The organism is Pseudomonas sp. B21-036, from assembly GCF_024748925.1.
GTDB lineage: Bacteria > Pseudomonadota > Gammaproteobacteria > Pseudomonadales > Pseudomonadaceae > Aquipseudomonas > Aquipseudomonas palmensis.
Genome location: NZ_CP087178.1, coordinates 4,906,264 through 4,929,149 on the forward strand (window position 1 = coordinate 4,906,264; position 22,886 = coordinate 4,929,149).

At 65.2% G+C, this 22,886-nt stretch carries 23 protein-coding genes and 2 pseudogenes; 12 read left to right on the forward strand and 13 right to left on the reverse strand.

Annotated features, from left to right (window positions below):
* Positions 1–28 precede the first annotated feature (28 nt).
* The 4 genes from LOY33_RS22280 (at position 29) to LOY33_RS22295 (ending at position 5,041) form a co-directional block, all read left to right on the forward strand.
* Entirely contained in the window at positions 29–409 is a 381-nt protein-coding gene (locus tag LOY33_RS22280; RefSeq protein ID WP_058540570.1) for a RidA family protein, read from the forward strand.
* Between the two features lie 96 nt (positions 410–505).
* Positions 506–1,561, forward strand: a complete 1,056-nt coding sequence (locus LOY33_RS22285) for a membrane protein (protein WP_043863850.1) — start codon at positions 506–508, stop codon at positions 1,559–1,561.
* A 118-nt stretch (positions 1,562–1,679) separates the two neighbouring features.
* Positions 1,680–2,459, forward strand: coding sequence for a class I SAM-dependent methyltransferase (locus LOY33_RS22290; RefSeq protein ID WP_043863851.1), 780 nt, complete (start codon positions 1,680–1,682; stop codon positions 2,457–2,459).
* 290 nt (positions 2,460–2,749) lie between these two features.
* Positions 2,750–5,041, forward strand: a complete 2,292-nt coding sequence (locus LOY33_RS22295) for an autotransporter domain-containing protein (RefSeq protein WP_258660137.1) — start codon at positions 2,750–2,752, stop codon at positions 5,039–5,041.
* Positions 5,042–5,123: 82 nt separating this feature from the next.
* On the opposite strand, the gene LOY33_RS22300 is transcribed toward LOY33_RS22295, so the two are convergent.
* From LOY33_RS22300 to LOY33_RS22310, 3 genes and pseudogenes are all read right to left on the reverse strand, one after another.
* Positions 5,124–5,450 (reverse strand): type II toxin-antitoxin system HicB family antitoxin, encoded by a 327-nt coding sequence (locus LOY33_RS22300; RefSeq protein WP_258662922.1) that lies wholly within the window; start codon positions 5,448–5,450, stop codon positions 5,124–5,126.
* Positions 5,451–5,465: 15 nt separating this feature from the next.
* Positions 5,466–5,612 (reverse strand): annotated as a pseudogene (locus tag LOY33_RS22305) (type II toxin-antitoxin system HicA family toxin); the annotation flags it as partial.
* A 171-nt stretch (positions 5,613–5,783) separates the two neighbouring features.
* Positions 5,784–6,794, reverse strand: coding sequence for an NAD(P)-dependent alcohol dehydrogenase (locus LOY33_RS22310; protein ID WP_043863855.1), 1,011 nt, complete (start codon positions 6,792–6,794; stop codon positions 5,784–5,786).
* 141 nt (positions 6,795–6,935) lie between these two features.
* On the opposite strand from LOY33_RS22310, the gene LOY33_RS22315 reads away from it, so the two are divergent.
* From LOY33_RS22315 to LOY33_RS22325, 3 genes are all read left to right on the forward strand, one after another.
* Entirely contained in the window at positions 6,936–7,436 is a 501-nt protein-coding gene (locus tag LOY33_RS22315; protein ID WP_043863856.1) for a sigma-70 family RNA polymerase sigma factor, read from the forward strand.
* Position 7,437: 1 nt separating this feature from the next.
* Positions 7,438–8,385 carry a FecR domain-containing protein gene (locus tag LOY33_RS22320; RefSeq protein ID WP_100634092.1) on the forward strand — a complete coding sequence of 316 codons (948 nt, stop codon included), beginning with the start codon at positions 7,438–7,440 and terminating at the stop codon, positions 8,383–8,385.
* A gap of 105 nt (positions 8,386–8,490) precedes the next feature.
* A complete protein-coding gene (locus tag LOY33_RS22325) occupies positions 8,491–10,962 on the forward strand; it encodes a TonB-dependent receptor (protein WP_258660140.1) in 2,472 nt (823 codons plus the stop codon).
* Positions 10,963–11,028: 66 nt separating this feature from the next.
* Here LOY33_RS22325 and LOY33_RS22330 read toward each other — a convergent pair whose 3' ends face one another.
* The 4 genes from LOY33_RS22330 to LOY33_RS22345 all read right to left on the reverse strand — a co-directional run bounded on the left by LOY33_RS22330 (position 11,029) and on the right by LOY33_RS22345 (position 13,462).
* Positions 11,029–11,619 (reverse strand): HAD family hydrolase, encoded by a 591-nt coding sequence (locus LOY33_RS22330; protein ID WP_054916361.1) that lies wholly within the window; start codon positions 11,617–11,619, stop codon positions 11,029–11,031.
* On the reverse strand, positions 11,616–12,485 hold the full coding sequence (gene tesB, locus LOY33_RS22335; protein WP_043863859.1) for an acyl-CoA thioesterase II: 870 nt from the start codon (positions 12,483–12,485) through the stop codon (positions 11,616–11,618). Before tesB ends, LOY33_RS22330 begins: the two co-directional genes overlap by 4 nt.
* Positions 12,486–12,560: 75 nt before the next feature.
* Positions 12,561–13,130 (reverse strand): GNAT family N-acetyltransferase, encoded by a 570-nt coding sequence (locus tag LOY33_RS22340; RefSeq protein WP_043863860.1) that lies wholly within the window; start codon positions 13,128–13,130, stop codon positions 12,561–12,563.
* A 14-nt stretch (positions 13,131–13,144) separates the two neighbouring features.
* Positions 13,145–13,462, reverse strand: coding sequence for a TonB-dependent receptor (locus tag LOY33_RS22345; RefSeq protein ID WP_258660142.1), 318 nt, complete (start codon positions 13,460–13,462; stop codon positions 13,145–13,147).
* A gap of 106 nt (positions 13,463–13,568) precedes the next feature.
* On the opposite strand from LOY33_RS22345, the gene LOY33_RS22350 reads away from it, so the two are divergent.
* Positions 13,569–14,261 (forward strand): histidine phosphatase family protein, encoded by a 693-nt coding sequence (locus LOY33_RS22350; protein ID WP_081315119.1) that lies wholly within the window; start codon positions 13,569–13,571, stop codon positions 14,259–14,261.
* A 2-nt stretch (positions 14,262–14,263) separates the two neighbouring features.
* Positions 14,264–15,097: a phosphatase PAP2 family protein gene (locus LOY33_RS22355; RefSeq protein ID WP_258660143.1), complete on the forward strand. Its 834-nt coding sequence runs from the start codon at positions 14,264–14,266 to the stop codon at positions 15,095–15,097.
* On the opposite strand, the gene LOY33_RS22360 is transcribed toward LOY33_RS22355, so the two are convergent.
* Positions 15,063–15,488 carry an EamA family transporter gene (locus LOY33_RS22360; protein WP_043863863.1) on the reverse strand — a complete coding sequence of 142 codons (426 nt, stop codon included), beginning with the start codon at positions 15,486–15,488 and terminating at the stop codon, positions 15,063–15,065. The genes LOY33_RS22355 and LOY33_RS22360 overlap by 35 nt on opposite strands.
* A 98-nt stretch (positions 15,489–15,586) precedes the next feature.
* Between LOY33_RS22360 and LOY33_RS22365 the strand changes: the two genes are divergently transcribed.
* Both LOY33_RS22365 and LOY33_RS22370 read left to right on the forward strand, forming a co-directional pair.
* A complete protein-coding gene (locus LOY33_RS22365) occupies positions 15,587–16,501 on the forward strand; it encodes a histone deacetylase (protein ID WP_054916358.1) in 915 nt (304 codons plus the stop codon).
* A gap of 151 nt (positions 16,502–16,652) precedes the next feature.
* Complete coding sequence (locus LOY33_RS22370) at positions 16,653–17,888, forward strand: TIGR03862 family flavoprotein (protein ID WP_258660144.1); 1,236 nt, start codon at positions 16,653–16,655, stop codon at positions 17,886–17,888.
* An 81-nt stretch (positions 17,889–17,969) separates the two neighbouring features.
* Here LOY33_RS22370 and LOY33_RS22375 read toward each other — a convergent pair whose 3' ends face one another.
* The 3 genes and pseudogenes from LOY33_RS22375 to yedA form a co-directional block, all read right to left on the reverse strand.
* Positions 17,970–19,301 carry a DEAD/DEAH box helicase gene (locus tag LOY33_RS22375; RefSeq protein ID WP_054916356.1) on the reverse strand — a complete coding sequence of 444 codons (1,332 nt, stop codon included), beginning with the start codon at positions 19,299–19,301 and terminating at the stop codon, positions 17,970–17,972.
* A gap of 66 nt (positions 19,302–19,367) precedes the next feature.
* Complete coding sequence (locus LOY33_RS22380) at positions 19,368–20,222, reverse strand: hypothetical protein (RefSeq protein ID WP_258660145.1); 855 nt, start codon at positions 20,220–20,222, stop codon at positions 19,368–19,370.
* A pseudogene (gene yedA / locus LOY33_RS22385) lies at positions 20,219–21,150 on the reverse strand (drug/metabolite exporter YedA). The gene LOY33_RS22380 and the pseudogene yedA overlap by 4 nt, the downstream one beginning before the upstream one ends.
* Before the next feature lie 152 nt (positions 21,151–21,302).
* Here yedA and LOY33_RS22390 point away from each other — a divergent pair.
* Positions 21,303–21,761 carry an Lrp/AsnC family transcriptional regulator gene (locus LOY33_RS22390; protein ID WP_043863869.1) on the forward strand — a complete coding sequence of 153 codons (459 nt, stop codon included), beginning with the start codon at positions 21,303–21,305 and terminating at the stop codon, positions 21,759–21,761.
* Here the strand turns inward: LOY33_RS22390 and LOY33_RS22395 are convergent.
* On the reverse strand, positions 21,758–22,363 hold the full coding sequence (locus LOY33_RS22395) for a PolC-type DNA polymerase III (protein ID WP_253086433.1): 606 nt from the start codon (positions 22,361–22,363) through the stop codon (positions 21,758–21,760). The genes LOY33_RS22390 and LOY33_RS22395 overlap by 4 nt on opposite strands.
* An 18-nt stretch (positions 22,364–22,381) precedes the next feature.
* The gene (locus LOY33_RS22400; protein ID WP_258660146.1) at positions 22,382–22,861 is read right to left on the reverse strand and encodes an NYN domain-containing protein; all 480 of its coding nucleotides are present in this window, start codon (positions 22,859–22,861) and stop codon (positions 22,382–22,384) included.
* Positions 22,862–22,886 lie beyond the last annotated feature (25 nt).

The window sequence follows — 22,886 nt, forward strand, 5'->3', positions numbered from 1 at the left end:
TCATTCATCACCCACGAGGTTCAATGCCATGTCCGAACAACTGCAGCGTTACCCCAGCCATCTGCCCTACCCGTTCTCCAAGGCCATCCGTGTCGGCGATTTCCTGTTTCTCTCGGGGCAGGTACCAATGGACCCACAGGGCAACGTGGTGCTCGGGGATATCCGCGAGCAAACCGAGGCGGTCATGAGCCGTATCGGCGAAACCCTGACCGAGTGCGGTGTGGGGTTCGATCAGGTGGTCAAGGCCACGGTCTGGCTGACCGACATGCAACATTTCGCCGGTTTCAACGAGGTGTACAAGCGCTACTTCGACAATGGTTTTCCGGTGCGCTCCACGGTCGGCGGCAGCCAGCTGGCACTGGGGGTCGACGTAGAGATCGAAGTCCAGGCCTGGGTCGGCGCCCGCTAGCACACCCTTGCCGCCTGCCACTGCGATGCCCCGGCATGGCCACGGAAAGTGGCCCGCCCCATAAGCCCTAACAACAATAATTCGAGGGAAATCGTCATGAAAGAGAGCCTGAAAATAGCCGGCGCGTTCGTCGGTGTGATTGTCGGCGCCGGGTTCGCTTCCGGTCGGGAACTGCTGCTGATGTTCGTCGATTTCGGCGTATGGGGATTGCTCGGGGCAGTGGTCAGCGCCTCACTGTTCATCTTTCTCGGCATGGCATTGGCAGGCATGGGCAGCCGCCTGCGGGCCAGCTCCCATAAAGACGTCGTGAACGCCCTGTGCGGGCGCTACCTGGGCGCCTTCGTCGACCTGATGATCACCTTTTTCATGTTTGCGGTGACCGTGGTCATGCTGGCCGGTGGCGGTGCCCTGCTGGAGCAGCAGTTCGGCATCCCTGCCCTGTTCGGCAGCCTGGCGGTGACCGTGATCGTGGTCGCCATCGTGTGCCTGGATGTGCAGAAGGTGATTGGCATGATCGGCGCCGCCACCCCGCTGTTGATTCTCACGGCAGTAGCGGTGGCCCTGTATGGCGTGGCCACCCGAGGCCTGAGTTTCGGCGAGCTCGATCAACTGGCCAGCCAGCAGGACGCCGGCGCCAGCCATTGGCTGCTGGGGGCGCTGTTGTACGTGTCCTACAACATCGTGGCCGGGGTGCCCTTTCTGTCGATCATGGGCGGCACCGCAAAGACCGAGAAGCACGCCATCTGGGGTGGCATCTTCGGCGGCGCGTTGCTGGGGGTGCTGATGCTGGTGATGAGCCTGGGGCTGTTGTCGCGCCTGGACAGCGTGGCCGACCTGCCCATGCCCATGCTGTCCATCGCCACCGAGATTTCACCGGTGCTTGGCCTGGTGATGGCCGTGGTCATTTTCCTGATGATCCTCAACACCGCCGTTGGCACCCTGTACTCCTTTTCGGCGCGATTGCTGCCAGCGGGCACCCGCACGTTCCGCATCGGCTCGGCGGCCGCTGGCGCCCTTGCGTTCGTTGGCAGCCTGGTCGGGTTCGTCAGCCTGGTGGGGCAGGTCTACCCGCTGTTCGGCTACCTCGGCTTCCTGCTGATTGGCGCGGTCGTGCTTGGCTGGCTACGCGTCGGCCGCCTGGCCCAGGCTTGAGCAATGCACAGTGACGTGCTGATCGGGCGCGTCACAAATTGCATCGAACCGGCCCTCTCGAAATCGATTGCCAGGCCGATATGCTTGGCAACCGAACTAGCAGCAGAGCAGGTCACCGATGAAAGTCTGCACAACCTACCGTGAAACCTTCTATCACGTACTCAACGCGGTGTTTACCGCCTATGGCAAGCAGCCGGTGGTAGCGGAACTGGGAGTGCTGCGCGGCGAAAACGCGATGAAGCTCTACCAGGCCCTGACCCCGGAAAAGATGGTGCTGATCGACAGCTGGAGCCCTGCCTCCAATGACGACTACAGCCCATTCGACCAGTTGCCGCCATGGGTCGAGCCGCCAGAGAAATACGCCTACTACTACGGCGGCCCGATGCATGAGCAGGCCACCTTCGACAACCTCTACCAGCAATGCCTGGACCGCTTCGCCGACAAGGACAACGTCACCGTCATCCGCGCCGACACCATCAGCGCCATCGATGCGATCCAGCCGCGTACCGGCATCGAGACCTTCGACGTGGTGTACATCGATGCCAGCCACCAGTACGAATTCATCCTGCGCGACCTGATGTACTACCAGGAACTGGTCGGCCCGGATGGCTTCATCCTGCTCAACGACTGCTGCCACAGCCCCAACGGCACCAAGCAGAACCTGGGCGTGCTCGAAGCCTTGAGCAGCTTCATGAAGCGCTCCGACTTCATCCCGCTGGCCATGACCAACACCGACTGGTCGGACGTGATCCTGGTGCGCAAGAACTCGATCATGGTGCAACTGGTGGACATCGCCCTGACCAACTCCGACATTCCGTTCGTGGAGATCCCGCATCAACTGATCTCTGCCGCCAAAGTCGTTTACGGCCAGCAGCGCATCAACATCAGCTTCGCCTGATTGCGGTTGCAAGACGTCCTGGCCTTCGCCAGGACGACACCGGTCGACCCCACACGACCCATTAAATTCCCGCCAATCTGCCTGTTTTCCCTACAGATGCAGGCTGATTCACATTTTTTCCGTGAAAAGCAGCCTGACCGGCTTTTGCTGCTGAATTGTCCTACAACCATCCTGTACAGTACCCAGCGCTTGATTCAGCACTCACTGACAAGCCGGCAGGGATGGCCGATACAGACGCAGCATGCGCTGGTTGTCCCGCGTCGGTTTCCGACCCTGGAAGGGACACCCTCTTGAATACTGCATCGCTGCGCCGCTCACTGCTGGCGCTTTCCATTGCCGCTGCTACAGCCACGGCCAATGCCTCGCCCGCTATCGACTTGAATCACGACCTCAGCTCCGGTGCCTACAGCAATACCGGCGATACCTTCAGCAGCGCTACCTTCAGCGGCACATCGCAGAACGCCGGCGTCGAGCTGATCGATGTCACTGTGCTGGGCAACCTGACCAACAGCGGCGCGATCAACCTCAGCGCGGCGAGTGCCACCGATATTCCCTCGGCCATTTCCCTCACCCTCGATTCCAGCATCGGCGGCAACCTGGTCAACCAGGGCAGCATCAACGTGACCGGCGAAGGCGCCATGGGCCTGGACCTGTACCTGGCCAATATTGCCGGTGATGTGATCAACAGCGGCAGCATTGCCGTGACGGGCCAGAACGCCAACGGCATGATGATCACCTCCACCCAGTCGAGCATCATCAACAGCGGCACCATCACCGCGCGTGGCGCCGACTCGGCCGGTATCGAAGTCGAGAATGCCGTCTTCAGCGGGTCCATCACCCCGCCCTACAAAAGCAACATCAACAACAGCGGCACCATTTCGGCAGATGGCATCGGCATCCATCTGGTCAACCTGAGCGGCAGCAATCTGTTTTCGATCACCCAGACCGCCGGCCTGCTCGAAGGCGGCACTGCGGCGATTCTGGCCGAAGACAGCAACGCGCAGTCGTACTTCTACTGGTCCGGCGGCCAGGTAAAAGGTGATCTGCTGGGGCTGAGTGGCGTGCTGGTCAAAGGCGACGTGGCTTTCGACGGTTCGACCATCCGTGCCGGCTACGTGGACATCGACGGTGGCACCCTCACCCTGCTGGCGCCGCACACCACGCTGGACGGCGATCTCGACCTCGACAGCGACACCGCACGCCTGCGTCTGCTGCTGGACAACACGACCCTGCCCGATTCACCGATCCTCAAGGTGACCGGCAACACCTACTTCTCCGCAGGTAGCCAGATCGAGCTGCAAGCCCGCTCCGACGACTTCCGCACCCCGGCCCAGGGCACCCGCTACACCCTGCTGAACTCCGGCACCTGGGAAGAAGCGCAGAACCTGTCGGTGGTCTCGTCCTCGGCGCTGCTCGAAGTGAAAAACTTCGGCATCGAGGGCCAGGATGTGAAGGCGCTGGTCGCAACCCGCAGCGATGAAGCGATCGAGCAGAACCTGCTCGGCGCCCGTGCTTCGCGCAATGCAGTCAATGCAATACAACCGTTCAAGAACGCCGTGATGGGCCAGCTCAGCGAAAGCGATCCGGTATTCCAGGCCTTCGCCAACGCCAGCAGCGATGCGCAGCTGGCCAGTCTCGCCGAAACCCTGACCCCGGATGTCAGCCGCGGCGTGATCAATGCCGCCACCAGCAGCCAGACCCTGGTGGGCAACGCCGTCACCCGCCGCTCCAGCAATGCCCGCAACGGCCTGTCGTCCGGTGAAGGCCTGTCGGGCACTGGCGTATGGGTGCAGGCACTGTCCAGCGATGCCGATCAGGATCGTCGCCACGGTATCGACGGTTACGATGCCAACACCAACGGCATCGCCGTGGGCGCCGACGGCAAGCTCGACCCCGACACCACCGTGGGCCTGGCGTACAGCTACCTGACCAGCGACGTCAAATCCGACCGGGGCAACAAGACCGATGTCAGCGGCCATGCCCTGACCCTGTACGGCAACTGGACCCTCGACAACTACTTCGTCGACGCTTCGGTGATGTACGGCTGGAACGACAACGAGTCCAAACGCTACATCGCCGGCAGCCGCGCCAAGGCCGACTACGACAGCGAGATCTTCGGCGTCAACGCGCTGGCCGGCTACACCTTCCAGCTCGACCGCCAGGTAGTGCTCGAGCCGCAGATCGGCGCGCGCTACGCCAATGTCTCGATCGACTCGTACCGTGAAAAAGGCAGCTCGGCGGCGCTCAACGTCGGCAGCCAGCGTTACGAAATCGGCGAGATGGGCCTGGGCGCACGCCTGGCAGCCGCCTTCGACCTGGGCGTGGGCAGCCTGGAGCCGGAAGCCAAGCTGATGGCCTGGCATGACTTCATCGGCGACAAGGCCGGCACCACCTCCACCTTCGTGCTGGGTGGCACGCCATTCACCACCCGCGGCGCCACCCCGGCGCGCGACAGCTACGAGCTGGGCCTGGGCGCAACCTACCGCGTCGGTGCCTGGAGCGTGGGTGGGTCGTACAACTACCTGACCAGCAGCGGCTTCGATGCCGACACCTTTACCGCCAACGTGCGCTACGACTTCTGACCTCAACCGCCAGACACGACAAAGCCCGCCAGAAGCGGGCTTTGTCGTGGCGCGTATTCAGGCGCGCTGCAAGCGTATCGTACTACTCATGGTGACTCAGGTAGGCGGTCAATGCCCGGCGCGTCAGGTCGTTGAGCGAAATACTCTGCCGGTTGGCAACCACACTGGCGGCCAAATGCAGGTCATGGCCAACCCTCACATTGAATGAGCCTTTACATGGGGTTTCGGGAGCCTGATGCAAGGTTGCACATGTGTGTAGATAGTCATCCACGGCCTCGCGAAATGCCGCGTCCAACTGTGCCACAGTCTCTCCTTCATAGCTCACCAGAGCCCGGATGAACTGCACCTTGCCGTATAGACAGTTGTCTTCTGGGCTGGCTTCAATGGAGCCGTGATACCCCCCTGTAATGCAACAGTATGCCCATCAAATCAACCCTCCGGCTTTCAAGTGTTCAATAACCTGGCATCTGATGTAAGCCTTCAGCTCGTTGCCGGGATGTGGCTTATGCAAGTTGATCATCGCCAGCGGATTCCCGTTATCGAACTTCACTCGGCTTCCGTTACCGTTGATCACTCAGGCGCGCCAGGAAACCCCAGATGAACCGCTGTGAACAGCAGCCCCACAGTGGTCAAGACACCTCTCATCCCAATTGAGGAAACTGCCTACCCGCCTTACCTGATTTCCTCGTATCAGACACGACAAAGCCCGCCAGAAGCGGGCTTTGTCGTGTCGGGGCGTGCCTCAGATATCCAGCACGATCTTGCCGAAATGCTGGTTGGTTTCCTGATAGCGGAACGCATCGGCGATCTGCTCCAGGCCAAAGTGCTTGTCGATCACCGGGCGAAGGCCGTTGGCGTCGATGGCACGCACCATGGCCTGCTGCTGGGCACGGCTACCTACCAGTACCCCCTGCAGGCGCAACTGGCGCACCAGCGCCTGCACCAGCGGCAACTGCCCCGCTACGCCGGTGAGGATACCGATCAACGAGATGTGCCCGCCAATGCGCGCGGCAATCATCGATTGCTCCAGCGTGGCCGGGCCGCCCACCTCGATCACATGGTCCACACCACGATTGTGGGTCAGGCTGCGCACCTGCTCGCCCCAGGCCGGGGTGGTGCGGTAGTTGATCAGGTGGTCGGCGCCCAGGGCCTTGAGGCGTTCGAGCTTGGCGTCGCTGGAGGAGGTGGCGATCACCGTGGCGCCCGCCAGCTTGGCGAACTGCAAGGCGAAGATCGACACCCCGCCGGTGCCCTGCACCAGCACCGTGTCGCCTGGCTTGAGTGCGTCGTCGGCCATCAGCGCACGCCAGGCGGTCAAGCCCGCAGTGGTCAGCGTGGCCGCTTCGGCATGGCTCCAACCTTTGGGCGCATGGGTAAACGAAGTGGCACGGGCCGTCACCTGCTCGCGGGCATAGCCGTCGATGCCATCGCCCGGCACCGTGGCAAAGCCTTCGATCAGCGGCGCGCCATCCAGCCAGTCGGGGAAGAAGGTGCTGACCACCGCATCACCGACAGCGAACTCGCTCACCCCGGCGCCCACGGCCACCACTTCACCGGCACCATCGGCCATCGGAATGCGCGGCTCGGCAGGCCCCCACATGCCGCTGACCACGGCAAAGTCGTGGTAGTTGAGCGAGTTGGCACGCAGGCGCACGGTGATCTCGCCCGCCTGCGGCGCCGGCGCTTCGCACGTGCCCACCTGCACCTTGTCATATCCGCCGCCGGGTTGAACGTAAATGGCCTTGTGGCTCATGGGAAGCGCCTCGCTCGTGTCTGTAAAGGGTCAACCAGTCTTCGCCCGTGCCTGACGCAGGTCAAGCACCAGCACTTGCACAATCCGCCGGCAAACCACAATAATGCGACTAATTATCAATTACTCAGTATCCTCCGCGCCATGCCCGCACCCGATCACGCTGCCCTGCACGCGCTCTACAGCGAACACAACGGTTGGTTGAAAAGCTGGCTGCGCGCGCGCCTGGGCAACGCCAGCGATGCCGCAGACCTTGCCCAGGACACCTTCATCCGGGTGCTGACCGCACGCAATGCCCAGACCATTCGTGAACCGCGCAGCTACCTGGGCGCCATCGCCCATGCGCTGATGGTCGACAAGTTTCGCCGCAAGGCCCTGGAACAGGCCTACCTCGCCGAACTGGCCACCCGCCCGGAGCGCGTCGTCGAGTCGCCCGAAACGCGCCTGCTGATTCTCGAAACCCTGGTGGCCGTCGATACCCTGCTCGACGGCATGGGCGAACGCACCCGGCAGATCTTCCTGGCGGTGCAGCTCGAGGGCCTGAGCTACGTGGCCACCGCCGAGCGCATGGGCGTGTCGGTGACCACGGTGAAAAAACACATGATCCGCGCCATGACCCACTGCCTGCTGCTGACGGACGACTGACATGGCCCAGCCCCTGGACTATTCAACCCTGGAGGCGGCGGCCAGCTGGTACGTCAAGCTCAATGCCGCGCCGCCCAGCGAGGCCCAGGTGCAGGCCTGGCGGGACTGGCTGGGCAAGAGCCAGGCCCATGCCCAGGCCTGGGCGCGGGTGGAAAAACTGCAGCGCCAGCTTGGCCGCCTGCCCGCCGACGTGGCCCTGCCGACCCTGGCCGGCGTACGCGCGCGACGCCGCGCCGTGCTCAAGACCCTGGCCTTGCTGATGGGCGTGGGCATCACCGGCTGGGCCGTGCGCGAAAGCGACACGGGCCGCGAGCTGATGGCCGGGCTGCGTACCGGCAAGGGCCAGCGCCGCCACGTGACACTGGCCGATGGCAGTCAACTGGAACTCAACACCGACACCGCGCTGGATATCGAATTCGACGGCCAGCAGCGCCTGCTGCGCCTGTACAGCGGCGAAATCATGGTGCAAACCGCCGCCGACGCCGCTGGCCGGCCCTTCCTGGTGCAAACCCCGGAAGGCCGCATCCGCGCCCTGGGCACCCGTTTCAGCGTGCACAGCGAGGGCGGCCTGAGCCGGGTCAGCGTACTGGAGCACGCCGTGGAGATCCGCCCCGCCGATCAGCCCGGGCAAGTGCTGCGCCTGGACAGCGGGCAAAGCGTGAGCTTCGACGCGCATCAGCTCGGAGCGGTCGGTAGCGCTGCCCCCGGCACCGGTGCCTGGACCGACGGCATGCTGACCGTGATCGAGTGGCGCCTGGCCGACTTCATCAGCGAGCTGCGCCGCTACCGTCCCGGCCTGCTGCGCTGCGATGAGCGTATTGCCGACCTGCGCCTGTCCGGCGCCTTTCGCATTGACGATACCGACACCGTCCTGCAGAACCTGGGCACCTCGCTGCCGGTCAAGGTGCGCTACCTCACGCGGTACTGGGTGAGCGTCGAGCCGGTCTGAAAAAACATCGAAAACCGGGTTGCCGATTTTCATTCTCATTCGGCTACGCAGTTAAAGCGGAAAAAAAAGCCGCGACCCTGCCCAGCCAATCGAAGGAAAACCTGCATGTCCGCCCCTTGCCCGCGAGCGCCTCGCCCTCTGCTACGCGCCGTCCACCTGGCCCTGTTCAGCCTGCCGCTGGCACCGTTGCCGTTGCTGGCGGTGCTGCCGTCAAACGCCCTGGCACAAAGCGCAAGCACCCACTTCCAGATCGCCGCAGGCCCGCTGGGCACCGCGCTGAGCCTGTTCGCCACCCGCGCCAGCATCACCCTGTCGTTCGATGCGCGGCAAACCCAGGGCCTGCAATCGGCGGGCCTGCAGGGCAGCTACAGCATCGATGAAGGCCTGGCGCGACTGCTGGCGGGCAGCGGCCTGCAGGCCCAGCGCCAGTCCAATGGCGGCTACGTGCTGGTGCCAGCCGGCAACGGCGGCGCCGTCGAGCTGGGGGCCACCAGCATCGAAAGCAATAACCTTGGCGAGACCACCGAAAACACCGGCGCCTACACCACCGCCGCCACCCGCACCGCCACCAAGCTGCCGCTGTCGATCCGCGAAACCCCGCAATCGGTCACCGTGGTCACCCGCCAGCAGATGGATGACCAGGGCGCGCAGAGCATCACCGACGTGCTGCGCAACACCCCCGGCGTCTCCGCCCAGGCCTACGACAGCGACCGTACCGAATTCTCCAGCCGTGGCCTGGCCATCACCAACTTCCAGTACGACGGCGTCAACACCATCTACGACGGCGTGTACGATGAAGGCACCGCGCATGTCGACATGGCGATCTACGACCACGTCGAAGTGCTCAAGGGGGCCACCGGCCTGATGACCGGCTCCGGCGACCCTTCGGCCACCGTCAACCTGATCCGCAAGAAACCCACCGCGCAGTTCCAGGCCTCGCTGTCGGGCAGCGCCGGCAGCTGGGACGACTATCGTGGCGAAGGCGATGTTTCCGGCCCGTTGAACGACAGCGGCAGCGTGCGCGGGCGCTTCGTCGGCGCGCAGCAGGACAGGAAGGGCTACCAGGACCACTACCAGCAGAAGAAAGAGGTGTACTACGGCATCCTCGAAGTCGACGTCACCCCCGGCACCCTGCTGACCGTGGGTATCGACCAGCAGACCACCACCCCGCGCGGCACCTCCTGGACCGGCAACCCGGTGTACTTCGCCGATGGCGGACGCACCGACTTTTCGCGCCGGTTCAACCCGGGGGCCGACTGGAGCCGTCGCGACTTCCAGAACCGTACCTACTTCGCCTCGCTGGAGCAGGCGCTGGCCAACGACTGGAGCCTGAAGCTCAGCGTCAACCAGCTGCAGAGCGACCACGACACGCGCCTGGCCTCGGCCAGCGGCGGCAATCCCGACCGTGCCACGGGCGAAGGCATGTTCATGTTCTGGGGCCGCTGGGAAGGTCACCGGGTGCAGAACACGGCCGACATCAACCTGTCCGGCCCCTTCACCCTGCTGGGCCGCCAGCACGACCTGGTGATGGGTTTCAACGCGGCCAACTCGCGCCAGACCGGTGCCACCTGGGACACCAGCCTGGGCGGCACACCGGGCAACATCTACGAATGGAACGGCAAGATCGGCGTGCCGGACTTCCCGAAAAACGGCAAGTACGAGCAGACCAAGCGCCAGAACGGCGCGTACATCGCTACCCGCCTGCGCCCCACCGACGACCTGTCGCTGATCCTCGGCACCCGCGTCAGCACCTTCAAGTACAACGACAACTACGATTACGACGGCCTCAACCCGGTGTACTTCAGCGACAACCAGGCCGGCTACAAGCAGCATGGCGTGGTGACCCCGTATGCCGGCGTGGTGTATGACCTGGACGACACCTACTCGGTGTATGCCAGCTACACCTCGATCTACCAGCCACAGACCTACAAGGACGCAAACCGCACCCCGCTGGATCCGGTGGAGGGCGACAGCTACGAGACAGGGCTGAAGGCGGCCTACTTCGAGGGGCGGCTCAATGCCAGCCTGGCGCTGTTCCGCATCGAGCAGGACAACGTGGCGGTGCAGACCGGCACCACCAACACCAACGAGGGGATCTACAAGGCTACCCGCGGCGCAACCACCGAGGGCGTGGAGCTGGAGATTGCCGGCGAACTGCAGGAGGGCTGGAACCTGTCGGCCGGCTATACCTATGCGCGCTCTCGCGACAAGGACCACCAGCGCATCTTCGGCTCGCCGATGAGCACCACCAAGCCTGAGCAACTGCTGCGGCTGTTCACCACCTACCGCCTGCAGGGAGCGCTGGACAAGGTCACGGTGGGTGGCGGGGTGAACTGGCAGAGCGCGTTCTACGGCCAGATCTACAGCCCTACGGTGAAGGATTACACCTTCATCAAGCAGGGTGGCTACACCCTGGTCGACCTGATGGGCCGCTACCAGTACAACGACCACCTGAGCTTCACGCTCAACGCCAACAACGTGTTCGACAAACGCTACCTGGCCGGGCTGGGCAACTTCGACACCACCTACTATGGCGAAGCGCGCAACCTGATGCTGACTACGCGCTGGGCGTTCTGATCGAAGGCCTGGGTCGATGATCCGGGCCTCTTCGCCGGCAAGGCCGGCGAAGAGGCCCGCACGGACCTACTCCAGCATCCCGTGCAACACCCCACAATCAGCCGCATGCCAATCCACCAGCTGCGGCCACGGGTTCTGCGGCACATTCACCAGCACCGTGCGCGCACCCGCCGCCCGCCCGCAGTCCAGATCGAAGCGATAGTCACCGACCATCACCATCTGCGCCGGTGCCACGTCCCACGCCTGGGCCAGTTGCAGCAGCCCGCCCGGGTGCGGCTTGGGCGGAGCCTCGTCGCGGCCGATGATGTCCTGCACCGGGAAGCAGTCGGCCAGGCCGATCGCCTCCAGCGTCACATGCGCCAGCTCGCGCGCATTACGCGTCAGGATCCCCAGCCGGCAGCCCCGCGCCGCCAGCTCGCGCACCAGCGCCACCGCCCCCGGCGCCGCCTGCGAGGCCACTGCCAGTTCGCGCTCGTGCTCCAGCAGCCAGGCATGCTTGGCCGCCGCCTCTGCCGCAGGCAGGGCCGCCAGATGGGTAAGAATGTCGTCCTGCGCTGGGATGTCCAGCGCCACGCGAATGGCCGCAAAGTCATGCACGGCAACGGTCAGGGTGCCGTCCATGTCGAACACCCAGTGACGAATCGAGCGCAGGCTCATGCCCAGTCCTTGCGATGGCGAATCAGGCCTTCCTGGCACGACGAGGCCACCAACTGCCCGGCGCGATTGAAGATGCTGCCACGGGCAAAGCCGCGCGCATTGCCCGCCCACGGGCTGTCCATGGCATACAGCAGCCAGTCATCGGCGCGCAGGTTGCCGTGAAACCACAGCGCATGGTCGAGGCTGGCCAGCTGCATGTCGCGGTGCCACACCGACTTGCCATGGGGCATCAGCGAAGTGGTCAGCAGGCCGAAGTCCGAGGCGTATGCCAGCATGTACTTGTGCAGCGCCTGGGAGTCGGGCAGGTTGCCGTCGGCACGAAACCACGCGTACTTCACCGGGTCGCCGGGCTTGGGGTTGAAGGGGTCCTTCTCGGTCACCGGGCGCACTTCGATGGGCTTGGCGCACAGCAGCTTGTCGCGAATATGCTCGGGCAACTGATCGGCCATGCGCTCGGCCAGTTCCACTTCCGACGGCAGGTTCTCGGGGCCGACCACCTGGGGCATCTGGCCCTGGTGCTCGAAGCCTTCCTCGTCGTACTGGAACGAGGCGCTGCAGGTGAAGATCGGCTGGCCCTTCTGGATCGCCGTCACCCGGCGGGTGCTGAAGCTGCCGCCGTCACGCACGCGGTCCACCGAATACACCACCGGCATCGACGCATCGCCCGGACGCAGAAAATAGCCGTGCAACGAATGCACGTGGCGCGCCTCTTCGACCGTCTGGCTGGCCGCCGACAGCGACTGGCCCAGTACCTGGCCCCCGTACAGCTGACGAAAGCCCAGGTCCTGGCTGCGTCCGCGGAACAGGTTTTCCTCGATCGCCTCCAGACTCAACAGGTCGACCAGATCGTCCAACACGTGGCTCATTCGAGATTCTCCAAAGCAAGGCCCAGGGCGCAAATAATACAGGGTTTGTCATTGGCGGCCTGTATGTTCTGCGATTCAGCCATGCAAGGTGGCCTGCCACTGGGCGCGGTTGATCCGGTACAGCACGTGGGGGCGCAAGGGGTGGCCGGGCTCGAGGCGCGGGTGCTCGAAGTCGCCCAGCGGATCGGGCTGCATGCCGATGGCCTGCATCACCTTCTGCGACGGCAGATTGCCCTGGGTAGTGAACGACACCACTTCGTCCAGGCCCAGCTGGGCGAACGCACAGCGCAGGCAGGTCCAGGCCGCCTCGCTGGCGAAGCCCTGGCCCCAGTGGCGCCGCGCCAGGCGCCAGCCGATCTCCACCGCCGGGGTGAACGGCGCATCGAAGCTCACATTGAGCAAGCCGGTCATGCCGATGAACGCCCCGCTGTCCTGGCGCTCCAGGGCCCACAGGCCGAACCCGTACTCGGCGAAATGGCCGCGGATGCGGCCAATCAGTGCGGCGCTTTCGACCCGGCTCAGCGGCGCCGGGAAGTACTGCATCACCAGTGGGTCGGCACACAGGGCGGCGAACTCGGCGAGGTCGTCGTCCTGCCACTGGCGCAGCCGCAGCCGCGCGCTCTCCAGTTCAAGTATCGGGGTCATTGCCTGCTCCGTGATCACTGCCTTGCAGTGTACAGCGTAGGCAGGCCCATGTAGTTGGCGCCAGCCCCGACTGCCCCTGCGTGCATCGATGTCGTAGGAGGTCCACAGGCTGAAGCTGTCGGGCGCGATGAACGTGGGCTGGTGCCGTCGTTGACGCCGTTGCCACCGGCCTTCACCACTTCGGCATCCAGGTAGGTGTAGCCGGCCCACACCGCCCAGGCATCGGTGATGCGCCCGGTGGCGCCCAGCTCCAGGCCGCTGACACGCCGATCGCCGTCCAGTGCCACCAGGCCCGAGATTGGGCTTGTTACTTCATGGAATTGAAACTGCAACGTGCTGTTGGCCCCTTGCCCCACAAGGCTTTCACATCGCCTTCACCGATTCACCACAGGCCGTTGCTTACCGTGCAGACATTCTCGCGGTAGCCGGAGCGGCCCCATGTTGCACGATGCAGTACTCGACCAGACCTTGATCCCAGCCCGTCCGGGGCGACGACGACGCCTGCCTTCGGCGACGTTCCTGCTGGGCCTGTGCACCTTGCTTGCACTGGCCGTTTCAAGCCTGTGGCTGGTCAGAGGGTTGGCGATCGTGGACCTGGGTAGCGAAAGACAGATGCGCAACAGCGGTGTGTATGCCGACTGGGCCAAAGGTGAAGTCATCGTGCTGGTGCGGCATGCCGAGCGTTGCGACCGCTCGCGCAACCCGTGCCTGGATGATCCGCAAGGTATCACCCAGGCGGGCAGCCAGGCTGCGGCGCAGGTGGGCGAAGGGCTGCAGCGCCTGGGCCTGGAGCATGCCGACATACTGGCCAGCCCCCTGACCCGCACCCAGCAAACCGCACACTTCATGTTCGGCAAGCTGGCAGCCAGTGAGGACTGGCTGCAGCAATGCAACAAGGGGTTCGCCGACAACGCCCTGGCGCGCAAGGCCGCCGAGCGCAACCTGGTGCTGGTGACCCACAGCGGCTGCATCGACCAGCTCGAACGCCAGTTGAACGTGCCCGGTGGCGAACGCTCCAGCGCCTACGCCGAAGCCGTATTCGTCTCGGTGGGCGCCAGCGGCAAACCGAGAATCCTCGGCCGCATGAACGCCCCCGAATGGCGCAAGCTGCTGGCCAGGGCGGAGCAATGAGCATGTCGCCACGCCAGTCGTTCTACCTCACCCACCTGGGCCTGCCCCTGCTGCTGGCACTGGTCGTGTTCGTGGCCTTCGACCTCACCGGCCTCGACCGCTGGTTCAGCCAGTTGTTCATCGACCCGGCCAGCGGCCAGTTCACCCTGCTGCACGACGCCTGGTTCGAGAAAGTGACCCACAAGTGGCCCCGCGTCCTGCCCAACTGGACAGGCGAAGCCGCACTGATCGGCGCCCTGTTGTCCTTCGTGTGGCCGCTTTTCGCCCGCCATCCGCAGGCCGCCGCCACCCGGCTGCTGCAACGCAGCCGTATTGCCGGCGTGCTGCGCTTCACCACCCGGCACCGGCGCGACCTGCTGTTCGTGGTGGTGGCATTCGCACTGTGCACCGCCATCATTCACTACCTCAAGAGCCACACCGGGGTGTACTGCCCGGTAGAGACCACATTCTACGGCGGTACCCATCCGCGCCTGGAGTGGTACCAACAGTTCGACCTGCTGCACAAGGCCGGTGACGGGCGCTGCTGGCCCGGCGGGCATGCCTCCAGCGGCTTCACCCTGATGGCGCTGTACTTCGTGGCCCGCCGCTGGCGCTGGGTGCACGCACGCAAGCTGCTGGGGTTCATCGTGCTGCTGGGCATGGTGTACGGCACCACCCGCGTGATGCAGGGCTGGCACTACATGTCGCACACCTTCTGGGCGGGGATCTTCGTCTGGCTGACCTGCCTGCCGACCGCGCTGTGCTTCTATGGCCGCACCGCGCTGCAGGCACCGCTGGAGTTACCGGCAACACCTCTGCGCGCTAACGCCATGCCAGCATCACTACGCCCAGAGTGATCAGGCTGATGCCGCCCCACTGGCGCAGGTCGAGCCGCTCGCCCAGCAGGGTAACGCCGAGCACCGCCACCAGCACCACGCTGAGTTTGTCCACAGGCGCTACCTGCGAGGCTTGCCCCAGCTGCAGGGCGCGGAAGTAGCAGATCCACGAGGCGCCGGTGGCCAGCCCCGACAGCAGCAGGAACAGGTAGCTGCGCGGCGAGATCGACCCCAGTGACTGGTACTGGCCGGTGGCGAACAGAATCAGCGCCAGGCTCACCAGCACCACCACCGTGCGCAGCAGGGTGGCGAAGTCCGAATTGATGCCGGTCACGCCAACCTTGGCAAATATGGCGGTCAAGGCGGCGAATATCGCCGACAGAATCGCCCAGAACGTCCAGGAAGCCAGCATGGGTGCACCCCTGTCGAGAACCTGCGCGCAGTGTAGATCGCTGGCGCTGGCTGTACAGCAACTGGCAAGATCGAGGCCTGCCCCGGTTAGAAGCTGCCATGCCCCTGCCCCTGATCTACCACGACGACTACAGCCCGGAGTTTCCTGCCGGGCACCGCTTCCCGATGGACAAGTTCCGCCTGTTGCGCGACCACCTGGTCGACAGCGGCCTGACCACCGATGCGGCCTTGCTGCGCCCCGAGCTCTGCCCCAGCGACATCCTCGCCCTGGCCCACGAGCGGGGCTACATCGAGCGCTACATGAATGGCGACCTGAGCCGCGAAGACCAGCGTCGCCTGGGCCTGCCCTGGAGCGAAGCGCTGGCACGGCGCACCGTGCGCGCGGTCGGCGGCTCGCTGCTGGCCGCCGAACAGGCCCTGCAGCATGGCATCGCCTGCCACCTGGCCGGCGGCACGCACCACGCCCACTACGATCACCCGGCCGGCTTCTGCATCTTCAACGACCTGGCGGTGATCAGCCGCTACCTGCTCGAAGCCGGGCGCGTGCACCGGGTGCTGATCTTCGACTGCGACGTGCACCAGGGCGATGGCACCGCGCGCATCCTGCACGACACCCCGGACGCGATCACCGTGTCGCTGCACTGCGAACAGAACTTTCCGGCACGCAAGGCCCAGAGCGACTGGGACATCCCGTTGCCGCGCGGCATGGGCGACGCCGACTACCTGAAGGTGGTGCACGACGCGCTGAACTACCTGTTGCCGCTGTACCAGCCCGACCTGGTGCTGTACGACGCCGGCGTGGACGTGCACAAGGACGATGCGCTGGGCTACCTGCAACTGACCGACGCAGGCGTCGCTGCCCGCGACGAAGCCGTGCTGCGCCACTGCCTGGGGCGCGATATCCCGGTGGTTGGCCTGATCGGCGGCGGCTACAGCAAGGACCGCCACGCCCTGGCCCGACGCCACGGCATCCTGCACCACAGCGCACAACGGGTACTCGATTACCCACAATGACTGTGGAGCTGCCTGTGGATAACCTGAGCGCAAGCCCATCCGGCCCTTGTGGCACGGGGCCTGCACCGTACTGATCGTTTTTTGTACAGTGCCTGGGCGGGGCCGTGTCGGGTAGAATGCCCGCTCTTTTATCCCCAGCCTGCAGCCGCCCATGACCGATACTCCCCCAACCACCGCCCCCCACGTTGCCATTATCGGAGGCGGGCCGGCCGGGCTGATGGCCGCCGAGGTCCTCAGCCAGGCCGGTGTGCGGGTAGACCTGTACGACGCCATGCCCTCGGTGGGGCGCAAGTTCCTGCTGGCGGGCGTGGGCGGCATGAACATCACCCATTCCGAAGCCTACCCCGCGTTCATCTCACGCTATGCAGAACGCGAACACGACATCGCGCGCCTGCTCGACGGCTTCGATGCCGACGCACTGCGGGCATGGATACACGGCCTGGGCATCGACACTTTCGTCGGGACATCCGGCCGGGTGTTTCCGCGCGACATGAAGGCCGCCCCGCTGCTGCGCGCCTGGCTCAAGCGCCTGCGCGATGCCGGGGTAGTTATCCACACCCGGCATCGCTGGCACGGCTGGGATGCCGACGGCGCCCTGCGGATCACTTGTCCACAGGGCGAGGTGAGCGTGCAGGCCGATGCCGTGGTGCTGGCGCTGGGCGGCGGCAGCTGGGCGCGGCTAGGCTCGGACGCTGCCTGGCTGCCCTGGCTGCAGGCGCGGGGTGTGGAAATCTCGCCGCTGCAGGCAGCCAACAGCGGCTTCGAGGTAACGGGTTGGAGCGACGTGCTCAAGGGCAGGTTCGCCGGTGCACCGCTGAAGAACATCGCCCTGAGCCTGGCCGGCCAGGCGCCGCGCCTGGGCGAGTTCGTGCTGACCGAGGGCGGCGTCGAGGGCAGCCTGGTGTATGCCTGGTCGGCGCAGATTCGTGAAGCGATCAACCGCGAAGGTAGCGCGACGGTGCTGCTCGACCTGCTGCCGAACCGGCCTGTGGACAAGATCGAGGCGGCGCTGCGCAAACCCCGTGGTTCGCGCTCGATGGCCAGGCACCTGCACGGTCAGCTGGGCCTGGACGGGGTGAAGGCGGCGCTGCTGCGCGAGCTGACCGGGCCCGGGGTGTTTGCCGACCCGGCGCGCCTGGCGGCAGCGCTCAAGGCGTTGCCGATCACGCTGGTACGACCGCGCCCGCTGGACGAGGCGATCAGCAGCGCCGGCGGCGTGAAGTTCGAGGCGATGGATCGGCACCTGATGCTGACCCGGTTGCCGGGGGTGTTCTGTGCGGGCGAGATGCTCGACTGGGAGGCACCGACCGGCGGCTACCTGCTGACGGCGTGCTTTGCCAGTGGGCGAAGGGCGGGGTTGGGGGTGCTGGAGTGGCTGCGCCGGTGAGGCCGGCGCCTATAGGGTACGCACAGCCCTTGTAGGAGCCGGCCTTGCCGGCGAAAGGGCTGCAGCGCAGCCCGTGCCCAATCAAGGCTTGCGCTTGCGCGGCCCGGTATTGAACGTCGGCACCTTGCGCACCGGCTTGACCTGCGGCGCGGCTGCGGGGGTATCCCCGCTGTCGGTCCAGCGCCCCAGGCTGCCCTTGCCGCTGCCCTGCTTGGGCTTCTTCGGTTTCTTCGGCTTCTTCACCACCTGCCCGCTGGCGTCGGTTTCCGGCACCCGGTGCTCCGGCACGAAATCCGGCTCTTCATGGCGCGGCAAGGTCTTGCGCGTGAGCATCTCGATGGCCGACAGCATGTTCACCTCGTCGGCACACACCAGCGAAATGGCTTCGCCGGTATTGCCCGCACGCCCGGTACGCCCGATACGGTGAATGTAGTCCTCGGCCACGATCGGCAAATCGAAGTTGACCACCAGCGGCAAGTCGTCGATATCCAGCCCGCGCGCCGCCACATCGGTGGCCACCAGGATCTGGATCTCGCGCGCCTTGAAGCTGTCCAGCGCACGCTGGCGCGTGGCCTGGGGGCGATCGCCATGGATGCCGTCGGCGTTCACGCCCTGCGCCTGCAGGCGCTCCACCAGCGCATCCACACCGTTGCGGGTCTTGGCGAACACCAGCACCTGCTTCCAGCGCTGCTTGCGCAGCAGGTGCATGAACAGCTCGGGCTTGCGCTTCTTGTCCACAGGCACGACCCACTGCTTGACGCTGCTGGCCGCCACGTTGCGCGGGCTGACCTCGACGCTGAGCGGGTCATCGAGCATCTGCCCGGCCATCAGGCGGATCTCGTCGGAGAAGGTTGCGGAAAACAGCAGCGTCTGACGCTTGACCGGCAACGCCGCGTAGATCGAGCGCAGCTCTTCGGCAAAGCCCAGGTCGAGCATGCGGTCGGCCTCGTCGAGCACCAGCGCCTGCAACTGGTTGAACTTGACCGCGTTCTGGCGGAACAGGTCGAGCAGGCGCCCGGGCGTGGCCACCAGCAGGTCGATGCCCTTGCGCAGTTTCATCATCTGCGGGTTGATGCTCACCCCGCCGTACACCGCGTAGGTGCGCAGCGGCAGGTGTTCGGCGTACTCGACGATATTGGCGTGCACCTGTTCGGCCAGCTCGCGGGTCGGCACCAGCACCAGCGCTCGTACCGAGTTGCTGGCGACCTTCTCGCCTTCCATCACCAGGCGCTGCAGCAGTGGCAGGGCGAAGCCGGCAGTCTTGCCGGTGCCGGTCTGCGCCGCCGCCATCAGGTCGCGGCCGGCCAGCACGGCCGGGATGGCCGCCGCCTGCACCGGTGTCGGGGTGGTGTACTTGAGGTGCTCGAGCGCGCGCAGCAAGGGTTCAATCAGGCCAAGTTTGGCGAATGTCATGGCAATACCGTCTGGGGAATTCAGCAATGGCGCAAGTTTACCCTGTTCGCGCGGGTTCACCGAGCTTCAATCCACAGGCGGCAGGTACACGTACGTCAGGCGATCCAGGCCATTGCCGACAAACAGCGACAGCGGCCTGCCCAGCTGGCTGGCGCGCGAACGGCACAGGCCGTAGATCTCGTTCAGGCTCGAATCGCGCGCCGACATCGGCGTCCAGCTGTGCATGCCCAGCGACCCCAGTTCGAAGATCATGTGGTCGCGGTCCTTCTCGCGGCTGAAGCTGACGGCTACCTGGCCGCGCGCTACCTGACTACGCAACCCGCCATCAGCGAATTCCAGGCGAACCGGCGTGCGCCTGAGCTTCTGGTCCGGGGTGCGCAGCGTCATCACGCCCTGACTGTAGTCGAGCACCTCGAAGGGCAGGTTGGCCCTGAGCCTCACCGGGACCCGGCAATCGACCTCGCCGCGCGCCGTGTTCTCGATCAGCGAGCGCATCGCTTCGCTGAGCGTAGGATGGCTCTTGATCGCGACATCGTTGGGGAAGGCCAACCGCAACGCGATCGGCTGGTCAGGTTGATCCGCGAGGGTCAGGGTGACGTTGCCGGTGACTGCCTGGCGCGCAGCCAGCACGGCGTCGACCGTTGCCTGCAGAGCCTCACGCCGCGCCGGGGTCAATACGTCGCCTGGCATGCGCAGGTTCACCACCCAATGGGTCTCGTCGTCGGCCCACATTTCCACTCGGGCCAGGTCGATCTGCTGTTCGGCCAGCAGGTTACGGACCGCTTCGGCGTAATACCGGTCTGCATGGCCGTGGGCGTAATTGTCGATAACCGATACCTGAAACTCCAGGCCGACTTCCTGTTCATCACAACCGGACAGCATCCCAACCAACAAGCCTGCCATGGCAATACGACGCTTCACTTGGACAACTCACCCCTCAAGGCGTCAGCCGGGGTGGCCACGCTGGCCGGCACCTTGCGCCATTGCGGAACGCCGATCAACACCACCGCGCCGATGATCACCGCCATCGCCACGCACTCCTCCACGCCGATCTGCTCGCCAGCGAACAGGATGCCCAGCAGCACCGCCACCGCCGGGTTGACGTAGGCATAGCTGGTGGCCGCCGCCGGGCGCACATGCTTGAGCAGGTACATGTAGGCACTGAAGGCCAGGATCGAACCGAAGAACACCAGATAGAGTAACGCCCCCAGCCGGCAGCGGTCGGCATCTGGGTCATGCGTTCACCGCTGAGCACGCTGCCCAGCAGCAGCGCCGCGCCGCCCACCAGCATTTCGGCGGCACTGGCCATCGGCCCGGCCGGCAGCGGCAGGCTCTTGCTCCACACCGAACCGAAGGCCCAGGACGCTGCAGCAAACAGGATCAGCGCCGCGCCCAGCGGGCTGGCCTGCAGGTTGGAGCCCAGGTTGAGCAGGCCGATGCCGGCCAGGCCAAGGCCGATACCGGCCCATTCCAGACGCGTGTTGCGGTGCCCAAAAAATCGCCCGAACACCAGGGTGAACAGCGGCACGGTCGCCACCGCCAGGGCTGCGACCCCGGACGCCACGCCCGCATGTTCGGCCAGGGTCACGCCGCCGTTGCCGCAGCTGAGCAGCAATATGCCGATGGCCCCGGCGGCCTTCCATTGCGCCCAGCTGGGCGCCGGCACCCCGCGCCAGCGCAGAAAGCCATACAGCAGGCTGCCGGCAATCAGAAAGCGCACCCCGGCCATCAGCAGCGGTGGCCACGACTCGATACCGATACGGATCACCAGATAGGTCGACCCCCACACCAGGTACAAGGCCAGGAAGGCACCGATCAGCACCAGCGGAAAGCGACGGGAGGCAGGCATGGGAGGCTCGAAATCAGGGTTTTGGAGCTGTAGTTTAGAAAGCCAAACGGGTAATTTTAAGTTACAAACCCTGTTTATACGGCCACCATACTTTCGAAAAAACGGATGTTTGCCCGTTTCGCCATCGTTTCAACACCTGGTACCCACGCCCCATGGACAAGTACGATCGCATGCTCCTCGCCGCCTTGCTCGACAACGGCCGCGCCTCCTTCGCCGAACTGGCGCGCAAGGTCAACCTGTCGGCCCCGGCGGTGGCCGAACGGGTGGCCAAGCTCGAGGCCAGCGGGGTCATCACCGGCTACCAGGCCAAGGTCGACATGAGCCGGATCGGCTTGCCGATCCAGTGCGTGATCGAGCTGCGCCTGGCCAGCCACGGCAACCAGCAGACCTATGAGGACCTGGCGCGTATCCCGCAGATCACCGAGTGCCACCGGGTCACCGGCGATCCGTGCGTGATCATGCAGGCGGCGGTCGGCTCGATGCCGGAACTCGAAGAGCTGATCAACCACGTGGCGCAGTTCGGGTTCAGCAAGACCTCGATCATCCTGTCCAGCGCGGTAGAGCGACGGGTGCCGCTCGGCCAGCTCGACAGCAACGGCAAGAAAGCCTAGCGGTAGCGCTTGAGGGTTTCGGCAACCTTGGCTGCCGGGACCTTCTGCAGGCTGCAGAACAGCGGGTGCGACACCTCGCTGATACCGTGGCGCTGGCGCAGTTCGCCGGCCAGGTGCTGGGCCAGGTTGGCGGCCATCTCGGCATCGGCCATGGCCCGGTGAGCGGTGCCGGTGTCGGGCAGCCCGGCCCAGCGCGTCAGGGTGCCGAGCTTGTGGTTCGGCGCAGCCGGCAGCAGGCGCCGCGAGAGCAGCATCGAACAAGCGAACGACTGCACCCGCGAGCGTCCGATCAGGCTCAGTTCGTAGTCCCAGAACTTCTGGTCGAACGAGGCGTTGTGCGCCAGCAAGGGCGTGCTGCCGACGAACTCGGCCACCTCGTTCATCACCTGCGCATTGGCCGGCGCACCGCGCAGCATGGCGGTAGTGATGCCGGTCAGCCCGGCGACAAAGGCCGGTACCGGCACGCCGGCATTCATCAGGCTCTGGTAGCGATCGACGATGCGCCCGCGTTCGAGCATCACCACCGCCACTTCGGTGGCGCGGCAGTAGGCACCCGGCGAGATGCCGGTGGTTTCAAAGTCGATGACCGCAATACGTTCCACAAAAACCTCGGGTAGCTCTCAGTGCTTGAGCAGGAGTGCGCCTTCGATGGGCACATAGCGGGTGGCGGCGCGAATCAGCGAGTTGGCGGTGAGCCCCGGTACGCCATAGGCCACCGCTTCGGCGCCATGACGGTTGATCACCCGTTCCAGCAGCAGGTCGAAATCGCCATCGCCGGAGGCCAGCACCACTTCGTCGACCCGCGAGGCGGCGTCGATCACGTCCAGGGTGATGCCCACGTCCCAGTCGCCCTTGGCCGAGCCGTCGCTGCGCTGGATATAGGGTTTGAGTTTGACCGTGAAACCGAGGTTGCGCAGGATCTGCTGAAACTGCTGCTGCTTGCTGTCGCCGCGGTCGATGGCATAGGCCACCGCCTCGACGATCTCGCCGTCCTGGCTGACGCGCGCCCAGAAGGCGGCGTAGTTGAAATGACAACCATAGGCCTGGCGCACGGTGTAGTAGAGGTTCTGGACATCGGCGAACACCGCAATCTTCTTCACCGCACTTCCTCGTCACGCCAGGGGC

Coding starts and splice junctions, on each gene's coding strand:
- LOY33_RS22390 (WP_043863869.1), top strand. CDS start 21,303: ATGGACAAGTACGATCGCATGCTCCTCGCCGCCTTGCTCGACAACGGC.
- LOY33_RS22285 (WP_043863850.1), top strand. CDS start 506: ATGAAAGAGAGCCTGAAAATAGCCGGCGCGTTCGTCGGTGTGATTGTC.
- LOY33_RS22315 (WP_043863856.1), top strand. CDS start 6,936: ATGCCCGCACCCGATCACGCTGCCCTGCACGCGCTCTACAGCGAACAC.
- LOY33_RS22330 (WP_054916361.1), bottom strand. CDS start 11,619: ATGAGCCTGCGCTCGATTCGTCACTGGGTGTTCGACATGGACGGCACC.
- LOY33_RS22340 (WP_043863860.1), bottom strand. CDS start 13,130: ATGACCCCGATACTTGAACTGGAGAGCGCGCGGCTGCGGCTGCGCCAG.
- LOY33_RS22310 (WP_043863855.1), bottom strand. CDS start 6,794: ATGAGCCACAAGGCCATTTACGTTCAACCCGGCGGCGGATATGACAAG.
- LOY33_RS22355 (WP_258660143.1), top strand. CDS start 14,264: ATGTCGCCACGCCAGTCGTTCTACCTCACCCACCTGGGCCTGCCCCTG.
- LOY33_RS22325 (WP_258660140.1), top strand. CDS start 8,491: ATGTCCGCCCCTTGCCCGCGAGCGCCTCGCCCTCTGCTACGCGCCGTC.
- LOY33_RS22360 (WP_043863863.1), bottom strand. CDS start 15,488: ATGCTGGCTTCCTGGACGTTCTGGGCGATTCTGTCGGCGATATTCGCC.
- LOY33_RS22350 (WP_081315119.1), top strand. CDS start 13,569: ATGTTGCACGATGCAGTACTCGACCAGACCTTGATCCCAGCCCGTCCG.
- LOY33_RS22320 (WP_100634092.1), top strand. CDS start 7,438: ATGGCCCAGCCCCTGGACTATTCAACCCTGGAGGCGGCGGCCAGCTGG.
- LOY33_RS22280 (WP_058540570.1), top strand. CDS start 29: ATGTCCGAACAACTGCAGCGTTACCCCAGCCATCTGCCCTACCCGTTC.
- LOY33_RS22290 (WP_043863851.1), top strand. CDS start 1,680: ATGAAAGTCTGCACAACCTACCGTGAAACCTTCTATCACGTACTCAAC.
- LOY33_RS22370 (WP_258660144.1), top strand. CDS start 16,653: ATGACCGATACTCCCCCAACCACCGCCCCCCACGTTGCCATTATCGGA.
- LOY33_RS22375 (WP_054916356.1), bottom strand. CDS start 19,301: ATGACATTCGCCAAACTTGGCCTGATTGAACCCTTGCTGCGCGCGCTC.
- tesB (WP_043863859.1), bottom strand. CDS start 12,485: ATGAGCCACGTGTTGGACGATCTGGTCGACCTGTTGAGTCTGGAGGCG.
- LOY33_RS22365 (WP_054916358.1), top strand. CDS start 15,587: ATGCCCCTGCCCCTGATCTACCACGACGACTACAGCCCGGAGTTTCCT.